The organism is Pandoraea sp. LA3 (assembly GCF_022696215.1).
Taxonomy (GTDB): Bacteria; Pseudomonadota; Gammaproteobacteria; order Burkholderiales; family Burkholderiaceae; genus Pandoraea; species Pandoraea capi.
The window spans coordinates 66,625-90,601 of the sequence record NZ_PTPY01000028.1; the positions used below are offsets into that span (position 1 = coordinate 66,625).

General features: G+C 65.0%; 21 protein-coding genes. 7 read left to right on the forward strand and 14 right to left on the reverse strand.

Annotation, left to right across the window (positions count from 1 at the left end):
- Positions 1-67 precede the first annotated feature (67 nt).
- Both dnaJ and C5N93_RS08645 read left to right on the forward strand, forming a co-directional pair.
- Complete coding sequence (gene dnaJ, locus C5N93_RS08640; RefSeq protein WP_069342006.1) at positions 68-1,210, forward strand: molecular chaperone DnaJ; 1,143 nt, start codon at positions 68-70, stop codon at positions 1,208-1,210.
- Positions 1,211-1,214: 4 nt separating this feature from the next.
- Positions 1,215-3,248: a bifunctional anthranilate synthase component I family protein/class IV aminotransferase gene (locus tag C5N93_RS08645; RefSeq protein WP_242558955.1), complete on the forward strand. Its 2,034-nt coding sequence runs from the start codon at positions 1,215-1,217 to the stop codon at positions 3,246-3,248.
- Positions 3,249-3,381: 133 nt separating this feature from the next.
- On the opposite strand, the gene C5N93_RS08650 is transcribed toward C5N93_RS08645, so the two are convergent.
- From C5N93_RS08650 to C5N93_RS08660, 3 genes are all read right to left on the reverse strand, one after another.
- The gene (locus C5N93_RS08650; protein WP_069342004.1) at positions 3,382-4,410 is read right to left on the reverse strand and encodes an ABC transporter substrate-binding protein; all 1,029 of its coding nucleotides are present in this window, start codon (positions 4,408-4,410) and stop codon (positions 3,382-3,384) included.
- 104 nt (positions 4,411-4,514) lie between these two features.
- Positions 4,515-5,456: an ABC transporter permease gene (locus tag C5N93_RS08655; protein ID WP_242558956.1), complete on the reverse strand. Its 942-nt coding sequence runs from the start codon at positions 5,454-5,456 to the stop codon at positions 4,515-4,517.
- An 11-nt stretch (positions 5,457-5,467) separates the two neighbouring features.
- Entirely contained in the window at positions 5,468-6,232 is a 765-nt protein-coding gene (locus tag C5N93_RS08660) for an ABC transporter ATP-binding protein (protein WP_242559056.1), read from the reverse strand.
- Between the two features lie 306 nt (positions 6,233-6,538).
- Here C5N93_RS08660 and C5N93_RS08665 point away from each other — a divergent pair, with 306 nt between their 5' ends.
- Both C5N93_RS08665 and C5N93_RS08670 read left to right on the forward strand, forming a co-directional pair.
- The gene (locus tag C5N93_RS08665) at positions 6,539-7,201 is read left to right on the forward strand and encodes a response regulator transcription factor (protein ID WP_242558957.1); all 663 of its coding nucleotides are present in this window, start codon (positions 6,539-6,541) and stop codon (positions 7,199-7,201) included.
- Positions 7,198-8,577, forward strand: a complete 1,380-nt coding sequence (locus C5N93_RS08670) for a sensor histidine kinase (RefSeq protein ID WP_242558958.1) — start codon at positions 7,198-7,200, stop codon at positions 8,575-8,577. The genes C5N93_RS08665 and C5N93_RS08670 overlap by 4 nt, the downstream gene beginning before the upstream one ends.
- Before the next feature lie 69 nt (positions 8,578-8,646).
- Here the strand turns inward: C5N93_RS08670 and panB are convergent, their stop codons facing one another.
- The 6 genes from panB to hda form a co-directional block, all read right to left on the reverse strand.
- Complete coding sequence (gene panB / locus C5N93_RS08675) at positions 8,647-9,465, reverse strand: 3-methyl-2-oxobutanoate hydroxymethyltransferase (RefSeq protein WP_069341999.1); 819 nt, start codon at positions 9,463-9,465, stop codon at positions 8,647-8,649.
- A 120-nt stretch (positions 9,466-9,585) separates the two neighbouring features.
- The gene (locus C5N93_RS08680; RefSeq protein WP_139133166.1) at positions 9,586-10,230 is read right to left on the reverse strand and encodes a deoxynucleoside kinase; all 645 of its coding nucleotides are present in this window, start codon (positions 10,228-10,230) and stop codon (positions 9,586-9,588) included.
- A gap of 8 nt (positions 10,231-10,238) precedes the next feature.
- On the reverse strand, positions 10,239-10,751 hold the full coding sequence (gene folK / locus C5N93_RS08685; protein ID WP_150719655.1) for a 2-amino-4-hydroxy-6-hydroxymethyldihydropteridine diphosphokinase: 513 nt from the start codon (positions 10,749-10,751) through the stop codon (positions 10,239-10,241).
- Positions 10,751-12,298: a polynucleotide adenylyltransferase PcnB gene (pcnB, locus tag C5N93_RS08690; protein ID WP_150719654.1), complete on the reverse strand. Its 1,548-nt coding sequence runs from the start codon at positions 12,296-12,298 to the stop codon at positions 10,751-10,753. The genes folK and pcnB overlap by 1 nt, the downstream gene beginning before the upstream one ends.
- Positions 12,295-12,975: an HAD family hydrolase gene (locus C5N93_RS08695; RefSeq protein ID WP_150719653.1), complete on the reverse strand. Its 681-nt coding sequence runs from the start codon at positions 12,973-12,975 to the stop codon at positions 12,295-12,297. The genes pcnB and C5N93_RS08695 overlap by 4 nt, the downstream gene beginning before the upstream one ends.
- 105 nt (positions 12,976-13,080) lie before the next feature.
- Positions 13,081-13,800, reverse strand: a complete 720-nt coding sequence (gene hda, locus C5N93_RS08700; protein ID WP_069341994.1) for a DnaA regulatory inactivator Hda — start codon at positions 13,798-13,800, stop codon at positions 13,081-13,083.
- A 146-nt stretch (positions 13,801-13,946) separates the two neighbouring features.
- On the opposite strand from hda, the gene purM reads away from it, so the two are divergent.
- Complete coding sequence (purM, locus tag C5N93_RS08705) at positions 13,947-14,993, forward strand: phosphoribosylformylglycinamidine cyclo-ligase (protein ID WP_069341993.1); 1,047 nt, start codon at positions 13,947-13,949, stop codon at positions 14,991-14,993.
- Between the two features lie 119 nt (positions 14,994-15,112).
- Here purM and C5N93_RS08710 read toward each other — a convergent pair whose 3' ends face one another.
- Positions 15,113-16,000 carry a LysR family transcriptional regulator gene (locus C5N93_RS08710; protein ID WP_242558959.1) on the reverse strand — a complete coding sequence of 296 codons (888 nt, stop codon included), beginning with the start codon at positions 15,998-16,000 and terminating at the stop codon, positions 15,113-15,115.
- Between the two features lie 111 nt (positions 16,001-16,111).
- Here C5N93_RS08710 and C5N93_RS08715 point away from each other — a divergent pair, with 111 nt between their 5' ends.
- Positions 16,112-17,488 carry an MFS transporter gene (locus C5N93_RS08715; protein ID WP_242558960.1) on the forward strand — a complete coding sequence of 459 codons (1,377 nt, stop codon included), beginning with the start codon at positions 16,112-16,114 and terminating at the stop codon, positions 17,486-17,488.
- Positions 17,489-17,558: 70 nt separating this feature from the next.
- Here C5N93_RS08715 and C5N93_RS08720 read toward each other — a convergent pair whose 3' ends face one another.
- The gene (locus C5N93_RS08720) at positions 17,559-19,121 is read right to left on the reverse strand and encodes an MFS transporter (protein WP_242559057.1); all 1,563 of its coding nucleotides are present in this window, start codon (positions 19,119-19,121) and stop codon (positions 17,559-17,561) included.
- 307 nt (positions 19,122-19,428) lie between these two features.
- Here C5N93_RS08720 and C5N93_RS08725 point away from each other — a divergent pair, with 307 nt between their 5' ends.
- Entirely contained in the window at positions 19,429-20,310 is an 882-nt protein-coding gene (locus C5N93_RS08725; protein WP_150719989.1) for a LysR family transcriptional regulator, read from the forward strand.
- 46 nt (positions 20,311-20,356) lie between these two features.
- On the opposite strand, the gene C5N93_RS08730 is transcribed toward C5N93_RS08725, so the two are convergent.
- The 3 genes from C5N93_RS08730 to C5N93_RS08740 form a co-directional block, all read right to left on the reverse strand.
- Positions 20,357-21,271 (reverse strand): LysR substrate-binding domain-containing protein, encoded by a 915-nt coding sequence (locus C5N93_RS08730; RefSeq protein ID WP_242558961.1) that lies wholly within the window; start codon positions 21,269-21,271, stop codon positions 20,357-20,359.
- 175 nt (positions 21,272-21,446) lie between these two features.
- Positions 21,447-22,688 (reverse strand): amidohydrolase family protein, encoded by a 1,242-nt coding sequence (locus C5N93_RS08735; RefSeq protein ID WP_242558962.1) that lies wholly within the window; start codon positions 22,686-22,688, stop codon positions 21,447-21,449.
- Between the two features lie 59 nt (positions 22,689-22,747).
- On the reverse strand, positions 22,748-23,944 hold the full coding sequence (locus C5N93_RS08740; RefSeq protein ID WP_242558963.1) for a Xaa-Pro peptidase family protein: 1,197 nt from the start codon (positions 23,942-23,944) through the stop codon (positions 22,748-22,750).
- Positions 23,945-23,977 lie beyond the last annotated feature (33 nt).

Genomic DNA, 23,977 nt, shown 5'->3' on the forward strand with positions numbered 1-23,977 from the left:
CTCCGCAAGGGGAATGTCGACCCGGCTTTTTGCCTGATGGCGACATGCGCCAACATTGGAAAGAGTTATGGCCAAACGTGATTACTACGAAGTCCTTGGCGTCGCCAAGAACGCCTCGGACGACGAGATCAAGAAGGCGTATCGCAAGCTGGCGATGAAGTATCACCCGGACCGCAATCCGGACAGCAAAGACGCCGAAGACAAGTTCAAAGAGGTCAAAGAGGCCTACGAAATGCTCTCCGAGCCGGAGAAGCGTGCCGCGTACGACCAGTACGGTCATGCGGGCGTGGACCCGAGCATGGGCGGCTTCGGCGGTGCCGGCGGTCAGGGCTTCGGCGGCTTCGCCGATGCGTTCGGCGACATCTTCGGCGACATCTTCGGTCAGGGCGGCCCCGGTGGTCGTGGCGGCCGCGGTGGTCCGCAGGTGTATCGCGGTGCGGATCTGCGTTACAACATGGAGATCACGCTCGAGCAGGCGGCGAACGGCTTCGACACGCAGATTCGCGTGCCGAGCTGGGAAGAGTGCGAAGTCTGTCACGGCAACGGCGCGAAGCCGGGCACCAAGCCCGAGACCTGCCCGACCTGTAACGGTGCGGGTTCGGTGCGCATGTCGCAGGGCTTCTTCAGCGTTCAGCAGACCTGCCCGAAGTGCCACGGCACCGGCTCGTACATTCCTGAGCCCTGCACGAACTGCCACGGCTCGGGCAAGATCAAGAAGACCAAGACGCTGGAGATCAAGATCCCGGCGGGTATCGAAGACGGCATGCGTATCCGTTCGTCCGGCAACGGCGAACCGGGTGTGAACGGCGGTCCGGCGGGCGACCTGTATGTGGAAATCCACATCAAGGCGCACAACGTGTTCGAGCGCGACGGCGACGATCTGCACTGCCAGATGCCGATTTCGTTTGCCACGGCGGCGCTGGGCGGCGATATCGACGCACCGACGCTGCACGGCAAGGCGACCTTCGAAGTGCCGGAAGGCACGCAGACGGGCAAGACGTTCCGCCTGCGCGGCAAGGGCATCAAGGGGCTGCGCGCGAGCTACCCGGGCGATCTGTACGTTCACGTGCAGGTGGAAACGCCGGTCAAGCTCAACGACGCCCAGAAGCAAATGCTGCGTGACTTCGATGCATCCCTGAAGGAAGGCGGTGCGCGTCACAGCCCGCAGTCGAAGGGCTGGTTCGACCGCGTGAAGCAGTTCTTCGAGTAATTCCATGCAAACCGAAGCGCCTATGGCCGCGTTCGCGCTGTTGGACGACAGCGCGGACCCGGCCGGTGGGGCGCGTCTGTATACCGGGCTCGTACGCGAGGTAACTTGCGACGAGCCCGGTGTGCTTTCCGACGCGCTTCGCGAAGTGGAAGACGCCACGCGTCACGGCTTGCATGCCGTGCTGCTGGTCGATTACGAATTCGGTGTGCGCGCGAACGGCGTGCACACGGTGGCGACGCGTCGCGCGCCGGGGCAGTTGCGTGCGCTGTTGTTCGCAGATTTGCAGCGGCTCGACGCGATGCAGACGCAGGCGTGGCTGGCGCGTCACGAAGCGATGCCTGCGGGCGACGATGGCAGTGTGGAATCGCCGTCAGTGACCGGTACGTCGGGAGCGTTGAGCACGGCGAATCCAACGCTCACGCAGAACACGCAGAACACGCAGAACACGCCGAACACATCGAACGTGTCGAGCATGTCGAACACTGCGGCGCTCGCATCACCGGGTGTCGCCGGGATTGGCGCTTTGCGGGCAGACGTCAGCGACGCGGCATTCGACGACGCCATCTCGCGCATCCACGAATGGCTCTCGCAAGGCGAGTGCTATCAGATCAATTACACCTATCGCCTGAACTTCGACACGTTCGGCTCACCCATTGCGTTGTACCGCCGCTTGCGCGCGCGCCAGCCGGTGCCGTATGGCGCGCTGGTGATGTTGCCGGGCGCACGGGGTTTGTCGGGACGCGCGTTCCTCTCGCTGTCGCCCGAGTTGTTCCTCCGTCATTCGCGCGGACAGGTCGAAGCGCGTCCGATGAAGGGGACGGCGCCGGCATGCGGCGACGCCGCCATCGATGCGCAACGCAGCGCCGATCTCGCGGCGGACGACAAGAACCGCGCCGAGAATCTGATGATCGTCGACCTGCTGCGCAACGATCTCGGCCGTCTCGCCGTCTCAGGTTCGGTCAAGGTGCCGAAGCTGTTCGAGGTGACGCGCTTCGCAAGCGTTCTGCAAATGACGTCGACGGTCACGGCTTCACTGCCGAACACCACAACCTTCGCCGACGTGCTGCGCGCGCTCTTCCCCTGCGGTTCGATCACCGGTGCCCCGAAGCATCGCACGATGCAGTTGATCGGCCAGCTCGAAGCGTCGCCGCGCGGCCTTTACACGGGCGCGATCGGCTGGCTAGACGCTCGCACCGACGACCTGCAGGCGCTGGGCGACTTCTGCCTGTCGGTGGCCATTCGCACGCTCGAACTCGACGCACCCGACGTGCGCGGCATGCGTCGCGGTCGTCTGGGTGTGGGCGCGGGCATCGTGCTCGACAGCCAGGCGGCGGAAGAGCGCGAGGAGTGCAAACTCAAGGCGCGTTTCCTGAGTGCGCTCGATCCGGGCTTCGAGATCTTCGAGACGATGCAGGCGATGCAGGCGTCCGGTGTGGCGCATCTCGCGCGGCATCTGGCACGTTTGCAGGCGTCGGCACACTACTTCGGTTTCCGGTTCGACGAGGCTGCGCTGCGTGCGCAACTCGACGCGGTTGTCGCGACGCTGAATGAGGACGAGATGCATCGGGTGCGTCTCGCGTTGTCGCACGATGGCACGGCGTCGATCACGCACGGTGTACTCAACCCGCTTCCGGGCAACGGCGTGGCCGTGTTGCTGGCCGATGCCGCGAGCCCCACACGGGCGGACGATCTGTTCCTGCGCCACAAGACCACGGTGCGCGCACGGTACGACGCCGCATGGAGAGCTGCCGAAGCACAAGGCGCGTTCGACGTGCTGTTCTTCAACGACCGGGGCGAGTTGACCGAAGGCGGACGCAGCTCCGTCTTCGTCAAGCGTCAGGGCATCTGGACGACGCCACCGTTGTCATCGGGTGTGCTGCCCGGCGTGATGCGCAGCGTCATGCTGCACGATCCGGCGTGGGCTGCGGTGGAAGCCGTGATCACGCGCGAGGATCTGCTCTCGGCGCAGGCCATTGTCGTCTGCAATGCCCTGCGCGGTGCCTTGCCCGCCACCCTCTCGGGGACGGTTGCGGCTTGACGACATCGGGGTCGGTGGCGGCGTCCCGACACCCTCGGGAGACCGCTTATCCGCCTCAGCCAGCTTCTCAGCCGACCTCAGTCGTCAACCAGCCCCAGCCAGCCCCAACCAACGCCACCAGCCTAAACGCGCCTCAGCTCCCCTGACGCGCCGCCATTTGCGGCACGAACAGGTCGCTCCATTTCGTCGGGCGCGTCTTGATCGTACCCGCGCGTCCCATGAACTCCACGTACTGCATCAGGCCGTTCGGCGTGGTCGTGAATTGCAGTCCCGGGTCGGCCAGCATCTGCTCGATCTCGGCTTGCGGCAGGTTCATCTTCGACACGCGCAGGAATGTTTGCGCAGCGCCCACGTGATCCTTCGCGATGTAAGCCGCAGCTTCCTCTTGAGCGGCCAGAATCGCCTGCACCAGCTTCGGATTCTGCACCGTGAACTGCTTCGGCGCGAACACGACGTCGATCGTGATGTTGCCGAGCACGTCCGTTGAATTCAGCACACGCTTGATGCGCGGGTCCTTCACCTCCTGATACGAGAACGGCGGCGAGGTGAAGTGCGCGGTGATCTCCGTCTTGCCCGAGAGCAGTGCGCTCACCGCTTCGGGGTGACTCAGGCTGACCGTCTGCGGATCGAGCTTCGCGTAGTTCTCGATGCCGAAGGTCTTCGCCACGGCCATTTGCAGCAGCACGGCGGAGAGCGACGTCTTGATGCCCGGAATCGCGATCTTGTCCTTCGGCGTGAAGTCCTTGAGCGACTTGATGTTCGGATTGTTCGTGTTGAGCCAGAGCGGTCCGGTCGACAGGGCCGACAAGCCGATCACCTCCGAGCGCGGAATGCCGTGCGCCTTCGACCACAGCGTGACGAAGCCCGGCGCACCGGTGCCCGCGACATCGAGGTTGCCGGCGAGCATCGCGTCGTTGATGACATTTCCACCATCGAGAATCGTCCAGGTGGTCTTCACGTCGCCGAGCCCCAGCGCCTTGGCGTGTTTCTCGACGAGATGCTGGTCGCGCATGACCATCAGCGGCAGATAAAGGATGCCGTAGCCGTGCGACAGGCGCACGGTGCTGGCTTCGGCATGCGCGACGTTGCCGAGCGTGGAGAGTGCGGTCGTGGCGGCGAGCGTGAGGGCGCTGGCCCAACGGGCGAAGTTGCGTCGATTCATGGTGAGGGTGTCTCCGGTCTTCTTTGACTCAGGTTGGAATTATTCATCAAGCGGCTAAGGGGGCGTCAATCGGACGAAGCCGAAAAATCGGCCTCATCCGGGTGTCAGTGCTGCATCCCCCAGCGATGCAACGTGCGTTTTTCGATGCGTGCGAACAGCAGGTTCTCGACCGCGAGTCCGATCAGAATCACGAAGAACAGTCCGGCGAAGACGTTGGCCGTCTCCAGCGAGTTACGGTTCTCGAAGATGTACCAGCCCAGACCGCCGGAGCCCGACGACACGCCGAACACGAGTTCGGCCGCGATGAGCGTGCGCCACGCGAAGGCCCAGCCCACTTTCAGGCCGGTGAGAATGCTCGGGAACGCGGCCGGAATCAGCACGTGCTGCACGAGCGCAAAGCGCTTGAGTCCGTAGTTCTGCCCGACCATGTGCAATGTCTTCGACACGCCACGGAAGCCGCTGTGCGTGTTGAGCGCGACCGCCCACAGCACCGAGTGCACCAACACGAAGATCACGCTGCCGTTGCCCAGGCCGAACCAGATGAGCGCGAGCGGCAGCAGCGCAATCGCGGGCAACGGGTTGAACATCGCGGTAAGCGTCTCCAGCAGGTCGTTGCCGATCTTCGAGCTGATGGCGACCGTCGTGAGCACCGCGGCGAGCGCAATCCCGATGCCGTACCCGATGAGCAACGTCTTGAGCGAGACCGCCGCGCGCAGCAGCAGCACGCCGCTCGTCAGCCCGCTCGCGAAGGCGGCAACGGTGTCGGTGAAGCTCGGGAAGAGCAAGGCGTTATCGAGCCAGCGGCCGTAGATTTCCCAGATGATGGCGAGCACGCAGAGAATGACCGTCTTGCGCAGCCAGCTCAGGCGGTAGAGCGTCTCGAACGTGGAGAGCGGGCGTTGAATCGACGACAGTTCGGCCTGCACCGGCTCCAGCACGAACTCCGGGCGGTAGACCGGCTCGATGCGGGCATTCGACGCCGTGGGGGCGCTGGCGGCGTTGGACGACGACGCGTGTTGCGAAGGATGCGAAGGAATAGCGTTCATGGCCGTCATCCTCAGTGAGTGGCGAACAGGAGTTGGTCGATGCGTGCTTCAAGCTCGCTTTGCTGCGCTGTGCCGAGGTGTTCGGGGGCGATGCTGTTGAGCTCGGCCTTGACCTGTCCGGGGTGCGGCGAGAGCAGCAAGATGCGCGTGCCGATGCGAATCGCTTCGTCGATACCATGCGTGACGAACAGCACCGTGAAGCGCGTGTCGTCCCACAGGCGCAGCAGTTCGTCCTGCATCTTGCGGCGGGTGAGGGCGTCGAGTGCGGCGAACGGTTCGTCCATGAGCAGGACGTCCGGCTCCATCGCCATGCCGCGTGCGATGGAAACGCGCTGCTTCATGCCGCCCGACAGCGTGTGCGGATAGCTGTCGATGAACTTCGCTAGGCCGACTTTCTCGATGTAGTGCGCGGCGCGCTCGGCGGCTTCGCGTCCCTTCAGACGACCGCTGGCGATGAGCGCGAATTCCACGTTCTGACGCACCGTTTTCCACGGCAGCAACTGGTCGAATTCCTGAAAGACCATCATGCGGTCCGGGCCGGGTTCGCTGATCGCGCGACCCTTCAATCGGATCTCGCCGTGAACCGGCGGCAGGTACCCGCCGATCGCCTTGAGCAACGTCGACTTGCCGCAGCCCGACGGGCCGAGCAGCACGAACCGGTCGCCCGGATAGACGTTGAAGCTCACTTGCTGGGCGGCGGTGACGAGATAGTCGTCGGTCTTGTATTGCAGCGTGACGCCGTCGATTTCGAGCAATGGCGGCACGGCGCACGACATCGTCCCGGCAGCGCCCGCGCGGGGGCCTGCATCATGTGCATGAGGCATTGCGTGTCTCCTGAAAGGTGCTTTTATAATCGGCTCGATACTAAGTACCGAACCTGTAGCCAACCTGACATCCCGCGCGCGGAGCGCCTGAATTCAGGGGAAACACTGAGGAAGGCGCGGGCGAATTGCTAGAGAATGCCGGGGACGACCCCCGCGGTGCGGTTGCGCTCGACGGATGCCGGATGGCGCAACGCATGCGCGGCGAGAAAGGGCGAAAACGGCACACAAGCCGAGCCGAAGGAAGGAGACAGATACCCCATGCGCATCATGCTGGTGGAAGACACCGCCGATGTCGCCGAAGCCATTGCTACCCAGTTGCGCAAGCTTGGCCATGCCCTCGATTGCGAGACGGATGGTGCGGTAGCCGCCACGCGCATCGGCGACGATTACGATTTGCTGATCCTCGACGTCATGCTGCCGCACGTCGACGGCTTCGAACTGCTCAAGCGCGTGCGCGAGCGCGGCTTGTCCACGCGCGTGCTGATGCTCACCGCGTGTGCGGAGATCGAGGAACGTGTGCGGGCGCTCGATCTCGGCGCAGACGATTACCTCACCAAGCCCTTCGATTTTCGCGAACTGGAAGCGCGCGTGCGGGCGCTCATGCGTCGCACGGGGCAGGACGCCACCAACCGTCTGACCTGTGCCAATCTCACGCTCGATCGCAAGAGTCGCGGGGTCGAAGTGGACGGACAGCCGATCGAGCTGACGCGTCGTGAAGTGACGCTGCTGGAAATTCTTGCGGGGCGTCCGGGCCGCATCTTCGGCAAGGACGAACTGATGGACCGTCTGTATGGCGATGAGCCTGCGCCGAACGCCAACGCCATCGAGCAATACGTCGCCCGGCTTCGCAAGAAGCTGGCGACGGCGCAATTCCAGATACGCACGCTGCGCGGTCTGGGTTACCAACTCGTGCTGTCATGATCGTTCCGGGCCGTTCCCTCTACCTGCGTCTGGTCATCCGCATGGGTGCGGTGCTGGCCTTTGCCGTGATCGCGGTGCTGCTGGGGATCTGGTTCTCCACGCGCTCGGCCGTCGACCGTGCTTACGATCGCTGGCTGCTCGGCAGCGCGTTGCAGGTCGCGGAAAACACGTGGTACCAGAACGGCGAAGTGAATGTCGACGTGCCGCTCGCCGCGTTCTCCGCGCTCGCGCCCGGCGATCAGATCTTCTACACCGTGCTCGATCCGAATGGCCGCTCGGTGGCGGGGGACTCGGAGTTCCGTCCGCCGATTCCGTGGGACAAGCTCGCGGACGGCCCGATCGTGTTCGACGGCACCTATCAGGAGATGCCGATCCGCATCGCCATCGTGGGGCGTCGCATGCCGGTGACCGCCGCGCACCCGTGGGCGGTCGTCGCACTCGCGCACACGCAGAACGCCCGCGTGCGTTTCACACGCGGGCTGGCCGACAACACGCTGCTCATCACCATCGCGACCGGGGTGCTGACGATGCTCGCCGCGTTGTGGACGTTGCGTCAGGCGCTCGCACCGCTCAAGCAGATCGAAGCGGCCATCCGCGAACGCGATTCCAACGATCTCGTACCGCTTGCCGTCACCGTGCCGGCAGAGACGCTTGCCCTCGTGAGCGCGATCAACGACTTCATGCGCCGGCTGGCAACGTCGCGCGCGTTGATGCGTCGCGTCATCGGCGATGCTGCGCATCAATTGCGTACGCCCGTGACGGCGCTCACGGCGCAGGCCGAAATGCTGAGCCAGACGCAGGACGAAGCGGCGCGTCAGACGCACATCGCACGCATCCAGAAGCAGGCGCGCGGGCTGGGCGGTCTCATCCACCAGTTGATCAATCACGCGATGGTCCAGCATCGGGCCGAGAGTGTCGCGCCGGTGCCGGTCGATCTGAACGAGCTGTTGCAGACAGCGATGCGCGAGACGCTGTCGTACGCCACGCGCGATATCGATGTGGCGCTCAATGCACCCGACGAACCGTGCATGATCGTCGGCGACGCGCTGAGCCTGCGCGAAGCGATCAAGAACGTGTTGATGAATGCGCTGGCGTACGGCGCACCGCATCGACTGCACGTGGACGTGATGCGTGTAGACGACCAGTGGCGTTTGCGCTTCTTCGACGACGGCCCGGGCATTCCGGAATCCGAATGGCAGCGCGTGCGAACCCCGTTCTCGTCGCGCGCCGATGGACGCGAAGGCGCCAGCCTCGGTCTGGCAATGGTCGCCGAAGTGATCCACGCGCATGGCGGGCAGATGACGTTCGAGCATGTGTCCGGTGAAGGGTTCGCTGTCGTGCTGACGCTACCGGTCGGCTACGCGGTCGAGCGTTAACAAAAAAGCGGCGCATCGATGCGCCGCTTTCGTCTTGCTTTGCCGCTGCGTGCGACGTATCCCGCTGCCTCAGAAGCTATGCTCCAGCGTCGGGAACGTGCCGTGCTTCACGGCCTGCACATAGGCTTCGATGGCCGCAGCGATGCTGGGCTGGCCGTCCATGAAGTTCTTCGAGAACTTCGGCGACTTGCCGGGGAACACGCCGAGCATGTCTTGCAGCACGAGCACCTGACCGTCGCAATCGACACCGGCGCCAATGCCGATGGTCGGCATCGTCGGGACTTCCGGCGTCACGCGCGCGGCGAGGGCTGCCGGAATCGCTTCGAGCACGACCAGTTGCGCACCGGCCGCTTGCAGCGCACGGCAGTCGTCGAGCAACTGCGCCTGTGCGGCATCTTCACGCGCCTGCACCTTGAAGCCGCCGAAGGCATGCACGGACTGCGGCGTGAGGCCTACGTGCGAGCACACCGGAATGCTGCGCTCGACGAGGAAACGCACCGTTTCCGCCAGCCATGCGCCACCTTCGATCTTCACCATCTGTGCGCCGGCCTGCATGACGGCAACGGCGCTTTGATACGCCTGCTCCTTCGTGCCATAGGTGCCAAACGGCAGATCGGCCAGCACCAGCGCCTTCTCCACGCTGCGTGCCACACATTCCGTGTGATAGCAGATGTCGCGCAGCGTGACGGGCAACGTCGTGCGCTGGCCTTGAATCACGTTGCCTAGCGAGTCGCCGATCAGAATGGCGTCGACGCCCACACGATCGAGCAGTGCAGCGAAACTCGCGTCGTAAGCGGTGAGCATGGCGATCTTCTCGCCGCGCTCGCGCATCTGGGCAAGACCGGGAACGGTCACGGCCTTGCGGTTGGATTCTTGCAGATAACTCATGTCAGCCTCGGTTCAGGAGGGGTTGCCGGCAGGGCACTCACGCCGCGCATTGCCTCGCATGGATCACTCGACAAATCGGCACATCGATGTCGGTGCAGGCGGGCAGAAGCGTGTCGGCGGTCAGAGGCGAGCGCCCTTGACGAAGACTTCCTTGCGCCCGCGCATCTGGTCGATGCGTTCGACCAGCAGGGCGAAGTCGCTGTCGTTGTGCGCCGGATCGAATTGTTCTGTGTCGACTGTCAACACCGGCGCAGCCGCGTAATGATAGAAGAATTCGCCATAGATGTCGCACAGCGCGCGCAGATAGGTGTCGGGAATCTGCTGTTCCATCGGAATGGCGCGTTTCTGGATGCGTGAGAACAGCGTCTCGGGACTCGCTTGCAGATGAATCACGAGGTCCGGCGCGCGATGCGCCCGCTCGATGTGCGCGACGAGCCGACGGTATAGCGTCAATTCGTCGGCAGACAGCGTCAGGCGCGCGAACAGGCCGTCTTTTTCTGGCAGGAAGTCGGTAAAGATCGGCTTGCCGTCGATTTCACGCCGCGCGATTTCCGTCGCCTCATCCACCCGTTGCAGACAGAACGACAACTGCGCGGGCAACGCGTAACGCGCGCTGTCGCGATAGAAACGTTCGAGAAAGGGATTGAGTGCGGGCTGCTCCAGCATCACGTCGGCGCCGGCGGCGTCAGCCAGCCGCTGCGTGAGGGTGGTCTTGCCGACCCCGATGGGGCCTTCGACGGCGACATAACGGAATCGCCCGAGCACGGACGATCTCATGATGTGCAGACCCGCTTCGTCATGCAGCAGCCGTGCGCGAGGCGCTCGATGCGCTGATCGGCAACGCCGGGCAGCAGGGCGCTCACGCGTCCCACGCCGGGAATGTCGAGTTCGGGGGCAATGTCTGCGAGCGGGTGCAGCACGAACGCGCGCAACGCCATACGCGGATGCGGCACGATCAGATCGGGTTCGGCAATGCGCTCGTCGCCGTACAGCAGGAGGTCGAGATCGAGCGTGCGCGGCGCGTTCTTGTACGGCCGCTCACGTCCGAAATGCAGCTCGATCTTCAGGCACAGCGTGAGTAACTGGCGGGCAGTCAGGCTCGTCTCGACGGCCACTGCGCAGTTGAGATAGTCGTCACCGCTCGACTCGATGGGAGCGGTGCGATACAGATCGGACTTGGCCGTGATGGTGACGCCGATTTGCTGCGCCAGACAGACGATGGCGTCCTTAATCGCTTGGCGGGCGTCGCCGAGATTCGCGCCGAGCCCGATATAGGCAACAGTCATTAAGCACCTTCGGAACCATGCTGTCGCGATGATACCCGCTTGCCATGATTCTCGCTGGTAGCGTTCTCACGTCCGCCACCACCCTCGCCACCGGTGCTTTCGCCGCTGCCACCACCGCCTTCACCACCCTCACCGCCTCGTCCGCCGGACGGTTTGCGACGGCGACGGCGGCGCTTCGCGGCGGGCGTCGAACCCGACGAACCGCTGCCTTGCGAGAGCAATTCATCACGTCTGACCGAGTCGCCTTCGAGGAAGTCCGTCCACCATTGCCCCACGTCGGCCGGCACTTCGCCCGACTCGCAACGCAACAGCAGGAAGTCGTAACCGGCGCGCAGACGCGGATGCTCCAGCAAACGCAGCGGCGTGCGGCCGACGCGCTTGTCCAGGCGCACCTGCAAGCCCCAGATTTCCTTCATGTCGGCGACAAAGCGACGCTGGATCGCCAGCTTGCCGGTCTGGGCGTCGAGCACGTCGTCCATGGCCAGATGCAGTGCCGGAATCGGATACTCGCCGGCGCTCTGATAGGCCTGCCACTTTTCCAGTACGAGATGCCAGAGCAGCGCCGCGAACAGGAAGCCCGGCGATACCGGCTTGCCTGCGCGAATGCGCGCGTCGGTGTTGGCGAGTGCGAGCGTGACGAATTTCTCGCCCAGCGGTTGCTCCAGCACGACGTCGAGCAACGGCAGCAATCCGTGATGCAGACCCTGCGAGCGCAGTTGCTGCACGCACGCCCAGGCATGACCGGAGAGCAGCAGCTTGAGCATCTCGTCGAACAGGCGTGCGGCAGGCACGTTGTCGATGAGCGGCGCGAGTTGCGGAATCGGCGCGGCGGTCGCTTCGTCGATCTTGAAACCGAGCTTCGCAGCGAATCGCACCACGCGAAGCATGCGCACCGGGTCTTCGCGATAACGCGTCGCCGGGTCGCCGATCATGCGCAGCACGCGCTTCTGGATATCTTCCCAGCCGCGATGGTAGTCGTGCACCGTCTGCGAGGCCGGGTCGTAATACATCGCGTTGACGGTGAAGTCGCGTCGCGCGGCGTCTTCGTCCTGCTCGCCCCAGACGTTGTCGCGCAACACGCGGCCCGATTCGTCGGTCACGTGCGTCTTGCGGTCGAGTTCGCCCTTTTTCGGACGGCGCGCGCCGATCTGCTCGCTATCGACGGCATCGACCAACGCGCGGAACGTAGAGGTCTCGATGATCTCCTGGCCGAACTGCACGTGAACGATCTGGAAGCGGCGACCGATGATGCGCGCGCGGCGGAACAGGCGCTGGACCTGTTCGGGCGTGGCGCTGGTCGCGACGTCGAAGTCCTTGGGGGCGATGCCGAGCAGCAGGTCGCGCACGGCGCCGCCGACGATGAACGCCTTGAAGCCGGCTTGCTGCAACGTATCGGTTACGCGTACGGCGTTCTTCGAGAGCAGGCTCGGATCGATGCCGTGAACGGATACCGGAATGACGACCGGCGTGCCGGGCGGCGGACTGTTGGCGCCGCCTTCGGACTGGGCATCTTTGCCGAGCAGCTTCTTGATGAGTTTGCGGATCACTGGAACAACTCGAGAATGGGCCAGCGACGCGCGAGTGCGATTTCGCGCAGCGCCTCATCGGGGTTCGTTGCCACCGGATGGTTCACCTTCTCCATCAGGGGGACGTCGTTGGCGGAATCGCTATAGAAGAAAGCGTGGTTGAAGTCGCCCCAGGTCTTGCCCAGGCTGGCGAGCCACGCTTCGGTGCGGGTGATCTTGCCTTCGCGGAAGCTCGGCGTGCCGACGTATTCGCCGGTGAATCGTGCGTTCGGGTCATCTCCCGCCGTGGCCGGTTCGGTGCCGATCAGGTGATCGATGCCGAACGCGCGGGCGATCGGGCGCGTGACGAACGTGTTGGTCGCCGTCACGATGGCGCACAGGTCACCGGCCTTGCGGTGCATGTCGAGCAGTTCCAGCGCTTCGGGACGCACGTGCGGCAGGATCGACTCCTGCATGTACTGCGCGTGCCAGGCGTCGAGCTGATCGCGCGGATAGCGGGCGAGCGGCGCGAGGCAGAAACGCAGATAGGCCGGCATGTCGAGCCGGCCTGCACGGTAGTCCTGATAGAAGGCCTCGTTGGCCTGCGCGTACGAGTCACGCTCGACCGCGCCCTGGCGCACGAGGAAACGGCCCCACTCTTTGTCGCTGTCGGTCGGCAGCAGGGTGTGGTCGAGATCGAAGAGAGCTAAATTGGTCATTGCGCGAATTTTACCTGAAGCGAGGGGCCGTCTTATGGGGTTCGGTAATTTAGGGGCATCGGAGGCGCGGGTCGACTCGCGTAGCGCGGGCCGATCGGTCTCCGGTCATGGTTTCCCGTCCGGCGCGGCCGGGTCGGCCAGATCGGCATGAATGAGCATCTGGCGCAGCAACGGCAGCGTCACCGCGCGTTTCTGTTCCATCGAGAACCGGTCCAGCCGGTCGAGCAACGCCATCAGACTCGACATGTCGCGCTCGAAATGGGTGAGCAGATAGGCGGGCACGTCCGCCGCCAGTTGCAGGCCGCGCTCACGCGCCGCACTTTGCAGCGCCTGTTTCTTGCCGTCGTCGTCCAATCCCACGATGTGAAATACGAGACCCCAGCCGAGGCGGGTGCGCAGGTCTTCGCGCAGCGGCATGTCCACCGGCGGCTGCGAGCCGGCGGCCACGAAGGCGCAGTGCGGACGGGCGCGGGTTTCGTTGAACAGATTGAAGGCGGCGATTTGCTGGGTGGGCGAAAGATTGTCGCAGTCGTCCACGCAATAGACGGTGCTTGCGTCGTCGAACGTGAAGGCGGCCAGCGGGCTGTTCGGGCGCAAATACCGGGCGCTCGGCCCGGTGGCGTGGCACAGCGCCTCCATCAAATGGGTACGGCCGGACCCGGCAGCTCCCCAGAGGTAGATGCCGCGATCGCGCGCCGTGCCCGCTGAGAGTTCGGCTGGCAGGTCGGCAAGCGTCTGCGCCGCCTCGCGATTGGGCCCGACAATGAAATTGTCGAACGTGGCGGGCGGCGGCGTGCCGAGGTCGAGATACAGTTGCTGAATCACGAACGAAGAAAGCCGGCGGAAGGCCGGCGGAGTACGGTTTACAGGGCACGCCGACCATTGTCGGCGTCCGATATCCGGATTGCGTTCCGAAAGGACACGCGCATCGGGTAAAATCGCATTTTACCGAACCTTGATGCATTCCCGTCATGTCACACCCTAACGAAACTTCCGGCCTTTCCTATCGCGACGCTGGCGTCGACATCGAAGCGGGCGACGCACTGGTCGAAGCGATCAAGCCGTTTGCCAAGAAAACCCTGCGCGACGGCGTGCTGGGCGGCATCGGCGGCTTCGGCGCGCTGTTCGAAGTGCCCAAGCGCTACAAGGAGCCGGTGCTCGTTTCGGGGACCGACGGCGTGGGCACCAAGCTCAAGCTGGCCTTCACGCTGAACAAGCACGACACGGTGGGCCAGGATCTGGTCGCCATGAGCGTGAACGACATTCTGGTGCAGGGCGCCGAGCCGCTGTTCTTCCTCGACTACTTTGCTTGCGGCAAGCTGGACGTGGCCACGGCGGCGACCGTCGTCAAGGGGATTGCCGAAGGTTGCGAGCTGTCCGGTTGCGCGCTGATCGGCGGTGAGACGGCTGAAATGCCGAGCATGTACCCGGACGGCGAGTACGATCTGGCGGGTTTCGCAGTCGGTGCCGTCGAAAAGAGCAAGATCATCGACGGCAAGTCGATCGTGCCGGGCGACGTGGTGCTGGGTCTGGCCTCGTCGGGTGCGCATTCGAACGGCTACTCGCTGGTGCGCAAGATCATCGAAGTCGCGAAGCCGGATCTGGATGCCGACTTCCACGGCAAGCCGCTGCGCGACGTGCTGATGGCGCCCACGCGCATCTACGTCAAGCCGCTGCTCGCGCTGATGCAGACGCTGACCGTCAAGGGCATGGCCCACATCACCGGCGGCGGCATCGTGGAAAACATTCCGCGCGTGCTGCAAGACCATCTGACGGCCGACATCAAGCAGGACGCCTGGACGCTGCCCCCGCTGTTCCAGTGGTTGCAGGAACACGGCAAGGTGGCCGACGCTGAAATGCACCGCGTCTTCAACTGCGGTATCGGCATGGCCGTGATCGTGTCGGCAGCGGACGCCGACGCCGCCGTGAAGCACCTCGAAGCGTCGGGCGAGACGGTCTACCGTCTGGGCACGATCCGCGAGCGCAAGGAAGGCGAAGCACAGACGATCGTTTCGTAAGACGCTGACGTCAGACCCTCGCTTCAACGCAAGCGAAAAGAAAGCCCGTTCGGCATGGCCGGCGGGCTTTTTTCATGGCTGCCGATGGCGCCTCACCCATGGCGTCCAACCCATGACGTCTAACGTTTGAACAGCGTTTCCGCCATGAAGTCGATGAACACCCGCAGCTTCGGCGCGAGATGTTTGCTCGACGGCCAGAGTAGCCGAAACGTGCCCTGATGCTCGATGTCGGCATCGAGAACCGGGGCGAGATCACCGCGCGCGATGGCCTCTCGCACCATGAAGTCCGGCAGGCACGCAATGCCGAGTCCTTCCAGCGCCACATCCAGCAGCGCGGCTGAGGTGCTGCATACCATACGCGTCGAGAGCACCGCCTCCGGCTCACCTTCTCTGCGTCGCAGCGGCCACGGCTCGAATTTCCCGTTGGTCGGAAAGCGATGTTGCAGGCAGGCGTGATGCGCGAGGTCGGCAGGCTTGGCGGGCGTGCCGCGCGCCGCGAGATAGCCGGGGGACGCGACCAGTTGCAGCCGGAAGGTGCCTATCGGGCGCGACATGAGGCGCGAATCGGCCAGTTCGCCCGCCCGGATCACCACGTCGAAACCTTCGTCGATGACGTCCACCAGCCGATCGGTGAAATCGACTTCGAGCTCGATGTCCGGATACTTGCGCATGAAGGCCGCCAGCGCCGGTGTGACCAGCATGCCCGCCACGGGCAGGCTCACGCGCAGGCGCCCTTGCGGGGCGCGACGTGTCTCCGACAGCTCCAGTTCCGCCGCCTCGGCTTCGCAGAGAATGCGTCGGCAGCGTTCCAGAAACTGCGCGCCTTCCGCCGTCAGCGTGATGCTGCGTGTGCTGCGGTGGAGCAGCCGCACGCCCAGGCGCGCCTCCAGCCGCGCCACGCTCTTGCCCACGGCCGACGACGACACACCGAGCACACGTCCCGCCTCGGAAAAGCTGCGTGTCTCGGCGGCCTGTACGAAGAAGGCGATGCCGCTCAGCGAGTCCATGTCGTCCCTATTTGAGAATATTTGTCCGATATGTCGCGAACATTAGCCTGATTGTCCTGTATAGGCAATCCGTCGCACGATGGGGCCACTGTTTTCTTCAGGCAAATTTTCATGACGACCTCCTCGACAACCACACCGACATGCCATGCCACCGCCGAGGCATCCAGCACGTCCACCCCTCGTGCGAGTCACGCGATACCGGCAACGCAAACGCCACCTACGATTGCACCATCGCCATCGCCATCGCCATCGCCATCGCCATCGCCCCGCGCCGTGACGCCGCCGGAGACGGCGAAGACTGTAGACACTGGTCGCTTTCCCATCGCCGCCTTGCTGGCACTCGCGCTGGCAGGTTTCGTGACGATCCTCACCGAGGCCTTGCCCGCCGGGCTACTGCCGCAGATCAGCGCGGGTCTCGGGGTGTCGGAGTCGCTGGCGGGGCAACTGGTGACGCTCTACGCCATCGGCTCGCTGGTCGCGGCGATTCCACTCACCGCCGCCACGCAGGGGGTGCGTCGCCGTGCGTTGCTGCTGGCGGCCATTGGCGGCTTCGTCGTCGCCAACACGGTGACCACGATCTCCGGCAGTTATGTGTTGACGATGGTGGCGCGTTTGCTGGCGGGCATCTCCGCCGGTTTGCTGTGGGCGCTGCTCGCGGGTTACGCCGCGCGCATGGTGCCGGACCATCAGAAGGGACGCGCGATTGCCATCGCCATGGTCGGTGCGCCGCTCGCGCTGTCGCTGGGCGTCCCGGCGGGCACGTTCCTCGGTCACTGGCTCGACTGGCGCATCTGCTTCGGCATCATGAGTCTGCTGGCGCTCGCGCTCATGGTCTGGGTGCGCATTCAGGTGCCTGACTTCGCGGGGCAGACGTCGGGAAAACGCCGTTCGCTTGCCAGCGTGCTTGCGCATGCAGGCGTGAGGCCGGTGTTGTTCGTGGTGCTCGCGTACGTACTGGCGCACAACATTCTCTACACGTACATCGCGCCGTTTCTCGCGAGAGCGGGGCTTTCGGCGCAGACCGACCGCGTGCTGCTGGTGTTCGGTCTTTCCTCCATCGCCGGTATCTGGGTGGTCGGCGTGCTGATCGACCGTCACTTGCGCTGGCTGACGATCGCGAGTGTGACGATGTTCGGACTGTCGGCGCTTGCGCTGGGCGCGGCGAGCGATCAGCCGGCGGTCGTGTATGGCGCGATGAGCGTCTGGGGTTTCGCGTACGGCGGCGCGGGAACGCTGTTCCAGACCGCCATCGCGAAGACCGCAGGCGAAGCCGCCGATGTCGCGCAGTCGATGCTCGTCACCGCGTGGAACGTGGCCATTGCGGGCGGCGGCATCATTGGCGGCGTGCTGCTCGATCGCCTCGGCGTTGCGGTGTTCTTCCCCGCGCTCACCATGCTGCTCGTTGCGACGCTCGTCGTGGTGAGCGCCGCGCGACGTCACGGGTTCGCACCGTCCGCACCGTCGGCACCTTCCAGTAACGCTCGTTGAACGTTGCGGCCACTGCGGCAAGGTTGCCGCAGCGGGCATTTGACGACAGCACGGCAGAAAGCGAAAGACGTCAGATCGCGACGCACGGTTCATCCGGGGCGACATGCGACGTACGGGGCGGCTTTCCGAGGCAGAAGAGCACGACGGCGGCGCACAGCAGCGTTACCCCGGCGAGGCGGTCGAGCAACGTGGCGAACGCCTGTTCGTAAGCCGCTCGCAGCGCCGCTTCGCCCCATGCCGGCACACTCGCCACCGCGCCATGCAGGTCGCCCGCCACCAGCCGGTTCACGGCGTCGCGTGCGACGTCGTCGGGCACCGCCCCGTGAACCTCCGGCAGATGCGTGCCGATCAGCGAAATCAGCACGCCACCCACGAGCGCGAGCGCCAGCCCTTCACTCGCCACGCGTGTCGTGTTGAAAATGCCCATCGCCATGCCTGCACGCTCCGTGGGCACCACGCTCACCGACAGGCCATCCATCAGGCCCCAGGGCATCGCACTCCCTGTGCCGATCACGAGCATCGGCCAGAGCGACGCCCCCAGCATGCCGGTGTCCGGGGCGTTCAACGTGCGGGCGAGCCACACCAGCCCGGCCGCCGCGATCACCAGCCCTGCGCTGCATAACACCCCGGCGGCAATGCGTCGCGCCAGTTGCGTGGCGACGAACGGCACCACGAGCATCGGCAGCGACAAGGCCATCATCTTGAGGCCCGCAACGACTTCGCTGTCGCCGTGCACGCCGATGAAACGCAGCGGCAGCAACACGAGCAGCACGATGTAGCAAAGGCACGTGGCGATCGGCAGCATCTGCACGCCGATAAAGCGCACGTAGCGAAACAGCGTCAGGTCCAGCATCGGATGTGCCACACGTCGCTCGACGATGACGAACGCGACTGCCAGCACTAGCGCAAGCGCGAGTGCGCCGACGACTTCCGGTGCCCGCGTACCGAGCGCCGGGGCCTGAATCACGCCGTAGGTGAAGCACGACAGCGCGCCCGTGAACGTGAGCGTGCCGGGCCAGTCGAGGCCTGTCGCCGCAGGATCACGTGACTCGCGCATGCAGCGCGCGCCGACGATCAGCGCCAGCGCGGCGACGACGGCCGTTGCGCCGAACACGCCTTGCCACCCGAAGCGGGCGATCAGCACGCCGGCGAGCAACGGACCGAACGCGAGCCCGACGCCGAACGTCGTGCCGAGCAGGCCGTACGCCCGGGCGCGCGCGTGGCCGTCGAAGTCCTGCGCAAGCGACGCGCCGCCCCCCGCGAGCGTTGCGGCAGCGGCGACGCCTTGCAGTGCGCGCAACCCATCGACGACCAGTGTTGAACGTGACAGCGCTAGCGCCAGCGACGTCAGCAACAAGGCCCCCACGCCGAGTAGAAAAACGCGCTTGCGCCCGAAGGCGTCGGCACAAGCGCCTGCCGCCATCAGACAGCCGCCGAACGCGAGCATGAACGCGCTCGTGATCCAGCGCATTTCGAGCGCCGTGCCGTGCAGCGCCGCACCGATGGCGGGCGTGGCGACCGCGCCGCCGGAGAAGCTCATCGGCAGCAGCAACGCCGCGATGCACACGGAGAACAAGCCCAGCAACCGGCGGCGCAACGACGCGTGCGCTCGCGGTGCGGGCCGGGAAGTCATGATCGACATGGAGAAATTCCTGAGGGAAGGCGCGCGCAGGGCGCGCTGGAAACGACGAGCGGAACGTCGGTCGACGTCACGTCATACATGCTAAAAAATCGTCAATCGACGATAAACAGGCGTAGAGTTCGCAGATTGAGGAGAAAAATTCCGTAATCTGCCAACGGATGATCGAGCCGCCACTTTCGATGACTGGGAGCGGGCAAGCGAACAGGTCGATGGGCGAACGGGGCGCAGGTGGCCGGTGGGCACGTCCACACACAGCGTGAGCGAAAGCACATCGGCCGCACTTCAGGATTTGATGACGATGGACAATCTGGCGGAAATCACGGCCTTCGTAAGGGCGGCGGAAACGTTGAGTTTCGTGGCGGCGGGGCGGGCGACGGGCGTGTCGGCATCGGCCGTCGGCAAGCAGATCGCCCGGCTCGAGACGACACTCGGCGTGCGCCTCTTTCAGCGCAGCACACGACGCGTCAATCTCACCGAAGCCGGTCAGATGTACTACGAGCGTTGCCGGCGCGTGCTCGACGAACTCGCGGATGCCCGCGCGATGCTCTCGCAGGTGTCGCAAACGCCACGCGGCAAGCTGCGCGTCGGATTACCGGTGACCGCCTATCGGTTCCTGATGCCGCTGCTGCCGGCCTTTGCGCAGCAATATCCGGACATCGAACTCGATCTGGACTTCGACGACCGCATCGTCGATCTCATCGACAATGGGCTGGACGTGGTCATTCGCAGCGGCGATCTGCCCGACTCCACGCTCATGTCACGGCGCGCGGGGCCGTTTCGCTTCGTGTTGTGCGCGTCGCCGGGCTATCTCGCAACGCACGGCACGCCGCAGACGCCGCAAGCCCTCGAAGCGCATCGGTGCATCCGCTTTCGCTTTCCGACGTCGGGCAAGTTGCAGCCGTGGGCGTTCGTGGCCGATGTCGCTCACGAGCCGAAGCTGTCCACGAGCCTGACCTGCAACAACATGGAAGCGCTACTGAGTGCGACCACGCACGGCCTGGGCATTGCCTACATGCCGGACTTCCTCGCGCGCGATGCGCTGGCCGACGGACACCTGCAAACGTTCCTCGGCGACTATCTCGTGAATCCCGGTCAGTTCTGGATGCTCTGGCCGTCGAGCCGTCATCTGTCGCCGAAACTTCGGGTGTTCGTGGACTTCATGTGCAACCGCATGCTGTAAGCGTCGTGCCGTGTCGTGCCTTGGCGCACGTTCGCATATCCATGCATCAGCGCTTCATGCGGGCTTCCACGGCGTGCATCACGTCGTCGAGCGTGGTTTCCATCACGCGCACGAGGTCATCGATCTGTGCAGTGGGCGCCGCGCCGCGCGGGGTGATGCGAAGGGTGTGAAACGGCATTGACGGCTCGAAGCGGCGCAGCACGAGATCGGAGTCGAGGAAGTCGTAAGCGGCAACGGGGTGCAGCAGACCGATGCCGACGTTCTCCTTGACCATCGTCGCGATGTTCACCGAATAGCGCGCGGTGGCGACGACCTGCTCATGCAGTTGTCCGTCGATGAACAACTGATCCATGCCCCAGCGCACCATATCCGTGGGCTCGTACGAGAGAATCGGTTGCCCCTTCAGATCGGCCAGACGCACGACCTTCTTGCGCGCGAGCGCATGCCCGGCGGGCAACGCGCAGATCGCATCGAGTTTCGCGAACGACACGGCATCGGTGGCAGCCACGTCGCGCGTATCGGTCAGCAGGCCGAGTGCGAGCTGACGCGTGACGACCTGATCGCGAATCAGATCCGAGGCACCGGTAATGAGCGCGAGTTGCACGCTCGGATGCACCGCACGATAACCGGCCATGACGCGCGCGAAATACCCCAGCCCGAACGACACCACCGAACCCACGCGAATGAGCGCCTTGTCGGGATTGCGCAGATTCAGCGCAAATTCGCGGATGTTCTCCAGCCCGGCGTAGCGCCGCTCGACTTCCTCGAACAACGCAAGCGCCTCCACCGTGGGTTCGAGGCGGCCACGGGCGCGGTCGAACAGCGTGAGGCGCGTCGAGCGTTCGAGATCGGCGACGAGACGGCTCACCGCAGACTGCGACGTGCCGAGCACCTGTGCCGCTTTGGTGGTCGTGCGCGTGAGCATCAGCGCACGAAAGGCGTCGATGTGCCGGAAATCCATCGATTCTCCACGGAAGGGTTGGCGTGAGAGTGCGTGCCGGGAAGGGCGTACCGGTGCCGTCGCACCGGCGCGCCCAACTGCTGCGCGCCGTGGCCTGTGCATCGTCTTGCCCGTCGTCCTGACGTCCGGGTGTCCAGTGTGTCCAGTGTGTCCGGACGCCGTTGCGGCACGCGCCTTACAGCGCGAAAGCGTGGATTTTACCGCCCTTCATCACCATCGGAATCCGCTCGCCTTGTCCGAGCAAGCAGTCGAGCGAGGCGAGGGGATTGCCGTCGACGATCAGCACATCGGCGTGCGCGCCGGGCACGATCTCGCCCAATTGTCCCGACTGGCCGAGCACCTCGGCGCCGACCACCGTCGCACTGCGCAGAATCTCCGCCGGCGAGAGCACCTCGGCGCGCAGACGGAATTCGTCGCTTTGCAGACGCTGCGACTCGCCGAGCAGGTCCGAGCCGTAGCCCATCTTCACACCCGCCTCACGGAAAATCTCCAGCGAGCGCAGGCCGGCGGCGTGCACGTCGGCGATCTTCGCGACGCTGTCGTCCGGCAGACCGAGCGACTTGCCTTCGTTCGCGAGCGCGTCGTAGGTCACGAGTGTCGGCACCACATAAGCGCCTTGTTCGGCCATGTAACGCGCCGTGGGGGCATCGACGAGATTGCCGTGTTCGATGGTGCGAACGCCGCACCGTACCGCGCGCTCGATGGCCTGCGCCGTGTAGGCATGGGCGAGTACGTAGGTGCCGCGTGCACGCGCCTCGGCGACGATGGCGCGAATCTCGTCCTCGGAGTAGCCCCAGGCGCCTACGGGATCGGTGGGCGACGCCACACCGCCTGACGCCATGATCTTGATCTGGTCCGCGCCCATTTGCAGCTCTTCGCGCACGGCGCGGCGCACTTCGTCCACGCCGTCTGCTACGCGCGACAACGCGCCGACACGCACGCAGCACGGGCACGGTCCATCGGTGCCGATGTAGTCGGTGCGCGGGCGTCCGTCGCCGTGCCCGCCGGTCTGGCTGATGGCGCGCCCCGACACGAACAGTCGCGGCCCCTCCGCCAGACCGCTCTCCACCGCGTGCTTGATGGCGTGCCCGGCGCCGCCGGCATCTCGCACGGTGGTGAAGCCGCGCCGCAGCATGCCTTGCAGAATCGGCACGGACTTGAGCGTGACGAGCACGTTCGGCAGATGCGCCTGTGCCGACAGATTCAGTTGTGTGGCATGCACATGCACGTGCAGATCGATGAGACCCGGCATGACGGTACGCCCGCGGGCATCGATCTCGCGGGCAGACGTCGCCCGGATCGGTTTGTCGGACACTTCCTTGATGCGGCCGTCTTCGATCAGCACCGCATGGTCTTCGCGAAGCTCGCCCTTGACCGGGTCCAGCAACGCACAGTTCGACAGCAGAATCGACTCCATGACCTCTCCTCCGGGACCGTAGGGTCTCGCTCGTTCTTGTGGGTACGGGGCAGTACGACTTAAGCGATGGTGGCGTGCGCGAGCGTGCGCGGCGTGTTCGTGAGCATCACCGGCGTATCGCCCGTAACGACCGAATCGTCGAGACGGAAGCCACCCAGGCCGTACACGTAGATGCCCGGCTCCGCCGAATAGACTTCGTTCGCCAGCAGCGGACGATGGTTGAACGCCATGTCGTCGGGATACTCGTGACCGATGATGCCCATGCCGTGGCCCGTGCGATGGCGGATGTACTCGCCGCATCCCGCCTTCTCGATGACGGCCTGTGCGGCGGCGTCGATGCCCGACACCGGTTTGCCGGTCACGGCGGCGTTCACCGCAGCGTCGTTGGCGGCCCGCGCCACTTCGAAGAAGCGCGCCTGATCGCTCGACGGTTTGCCGCAGAACCACGTGCGCTCGTTCTCGATGACGAGGCCATTCAGGCGCGGGATCACGATGTTGACCATGCCGTCGCCCTCGCTGATTTGCGCGCCGCACGATGCGCCGTCGCCATGGGGCGATGCGGATGCTGGGCCGGAGAGCGTCCAGCAACGCATGACTTCGAGGTTCTCGCCGGGAAAGCGCTTCGCCCCTTCGGTGACCATCAGCGCGGCCATCGAGTAATCGAGTTCCTGCACGAGACGCCCGGGGCGGATGTTCTCGCGATACCGGTCCTGCACCCAGTCGGCCAGCTCGGCGGCAGCGCGCATGATGGCGATCTCCTCCGCGTGCTTGACCCAGCGCAGGCCGCGCATGTCGGCGAGCATCGGCACGAGCTTCGCGTCCGGCAGCATCGCGCCTGCGCGGGCCAGTGGGCCGCCGGCGGCGTCGACACCGATGCGCGATCCGCCGAGACCCGCCGCACGCAACGTGTCGGCAATGAGTGCAGGGACCTCGGCCAGCAGCGGTTGACGTTGCGTCACGCGCGGATGCTCGGCGTACAGCGTGACGCGATCCAGATCGAGCCACAGGTGGTGACGCTCGCGCGCCATCATCAGGTGATGCGTGGAGAGTTCGTTCATCACGGCGAACGGCTCGCCGTTACGCGGCACGCAAACCGCGATGGGGCGCTCCCACGTCTGCACGTCGACGTGAAAGTTGGTGGCCCATTGAAAGAAGTCGGCAGCGGTGAACACGAGCGCATCGACGCGCGTGCGGTCCATCAGATCATTCATCAGCGCGCGACGATACTGACGTGTGGCATCGGAGAGAGTCGGCATGGCGAAGTCCTTGATTCCTTGATGTCGAATGGG

Coding starts and splice junctions, on each gene's coding strand:
- C5N93_RS08730 (WP_242558961.1), bottom strand. CDS start 21,271: ATGGATTTCCGGCACATCGACGCCTTTCGTGCGCTGATGCTCACGCGC.
- dnaJ (WP_069342006.1), top strand. CDS start 68: ATGGCCAAACGTGATTACTACGAAGTCCTTGGCGTCGCCAAGAACGCC.
- C5N93_RS08725 (WP_150719989.1), top strand. CDS start 19,429: ATGGACAATCTGGCGGAAATCACGGCCTTCGTAAGGGCGGCGGAAACG.
- panB (WP_069341999.1), bottom strand. CDS start 9,465: ATGAGTTATCTGCAAGAATCCAACCGCAAGGCCGTGACCGTTCCCGGT.
- C5N93_RS08715 (WP_242558960.1), top strand. CDS start 16,112: ATGACGACCTCCTCGACAACCACACCGACATGCCATGCCACCGCCGAG.
- C5N93_RS08735 (WP_242558962.1), bottom strand. CDS start 22,688: ATGGAGTCGATTCTGCTGTCGAACTGTGCGTTGCTGGACCCGGTCAAG.
- folK (WP_150719655.1), bottom strand. CDS start 10,751: ATGACTGTTGCCTATATCGGGCTCGGCGCGAATCTCGGCGACGCCCGC.
- C5N93_RS08655 (WP_242558956.1), bottom strand. CDS start 5,456: ATGAACGCTATTCCTTCGCATCCTTCGCAACACGCGTCGTCGTCCAAC.
- C5N93_RS08665 (WP_242558957.1), top strand. CDS start 6,539: ATGCGCATCATGCTGGTGGAAGACACCGCCGATGTCGCCGAAGCCATT.
- C5N93_RS08720 (WP_242559057.1), bottom strand. CDS start 19,121: ATGACTTCCCGGCCCGCACCGCGAGCGCACGCGTCGTTGCGCCGCCGG.
- purM (WP_069341993.1), top strand. CDS start 13,947: ATGTCACACCCTAACGAAACTTCCGGCCTTTCCTATCGCGACGCTGGC.
- C5N93_RS08660 (WP_242559056.1), bottom strand. CDS start 6,232: ATGTCGTGCGCCGTGCCGCCATTGCTCGAAATCGACGGCGTCACGCTG.
- C5N93_RS08695 (WP_150719653.1), bottom strand. CDS start 12,975: ATGACCAATTTAGCTCTCTTCGATCTCGACCACACCCTGCTGCCGACC.
- C5N93_RS08650 (WP_069342004.1), bottom strand. CDS start 4,410: ATGAATCGACGCAACTTCGCCCGTTGGGCCAGCGCCCTCACGCTCGCC.
- C5N93_RS08670 (WP_242558958.1), top strand. CDS start 7,198: ATGATCGTTCCGGGCCGTTCCCTCTACCTGCGTCTGGTCATCCGCATG.
- C5N93_RS08710 (WP_242558959.1), bottom strand. CDS start 16,000: ATGGACTCGCTGAGCGGCATCGCCTTCTTCGTACAGGCCGCCGAGACA.
- C5N93_RS08740 (WP_242558963.1), bottom strand. CDS start 23,944: ATGCCGACTCTCTCCGATGCCACACGTCAGTATCGTCGCGCGCTGATG.
- C5N93_RS08645 (WP_242558955.1), top strand. CDS start 1,215: ATGCAAACCGAAGCGCCTATGGCCGCGTTCGCGCTGTTGGACGACAGC.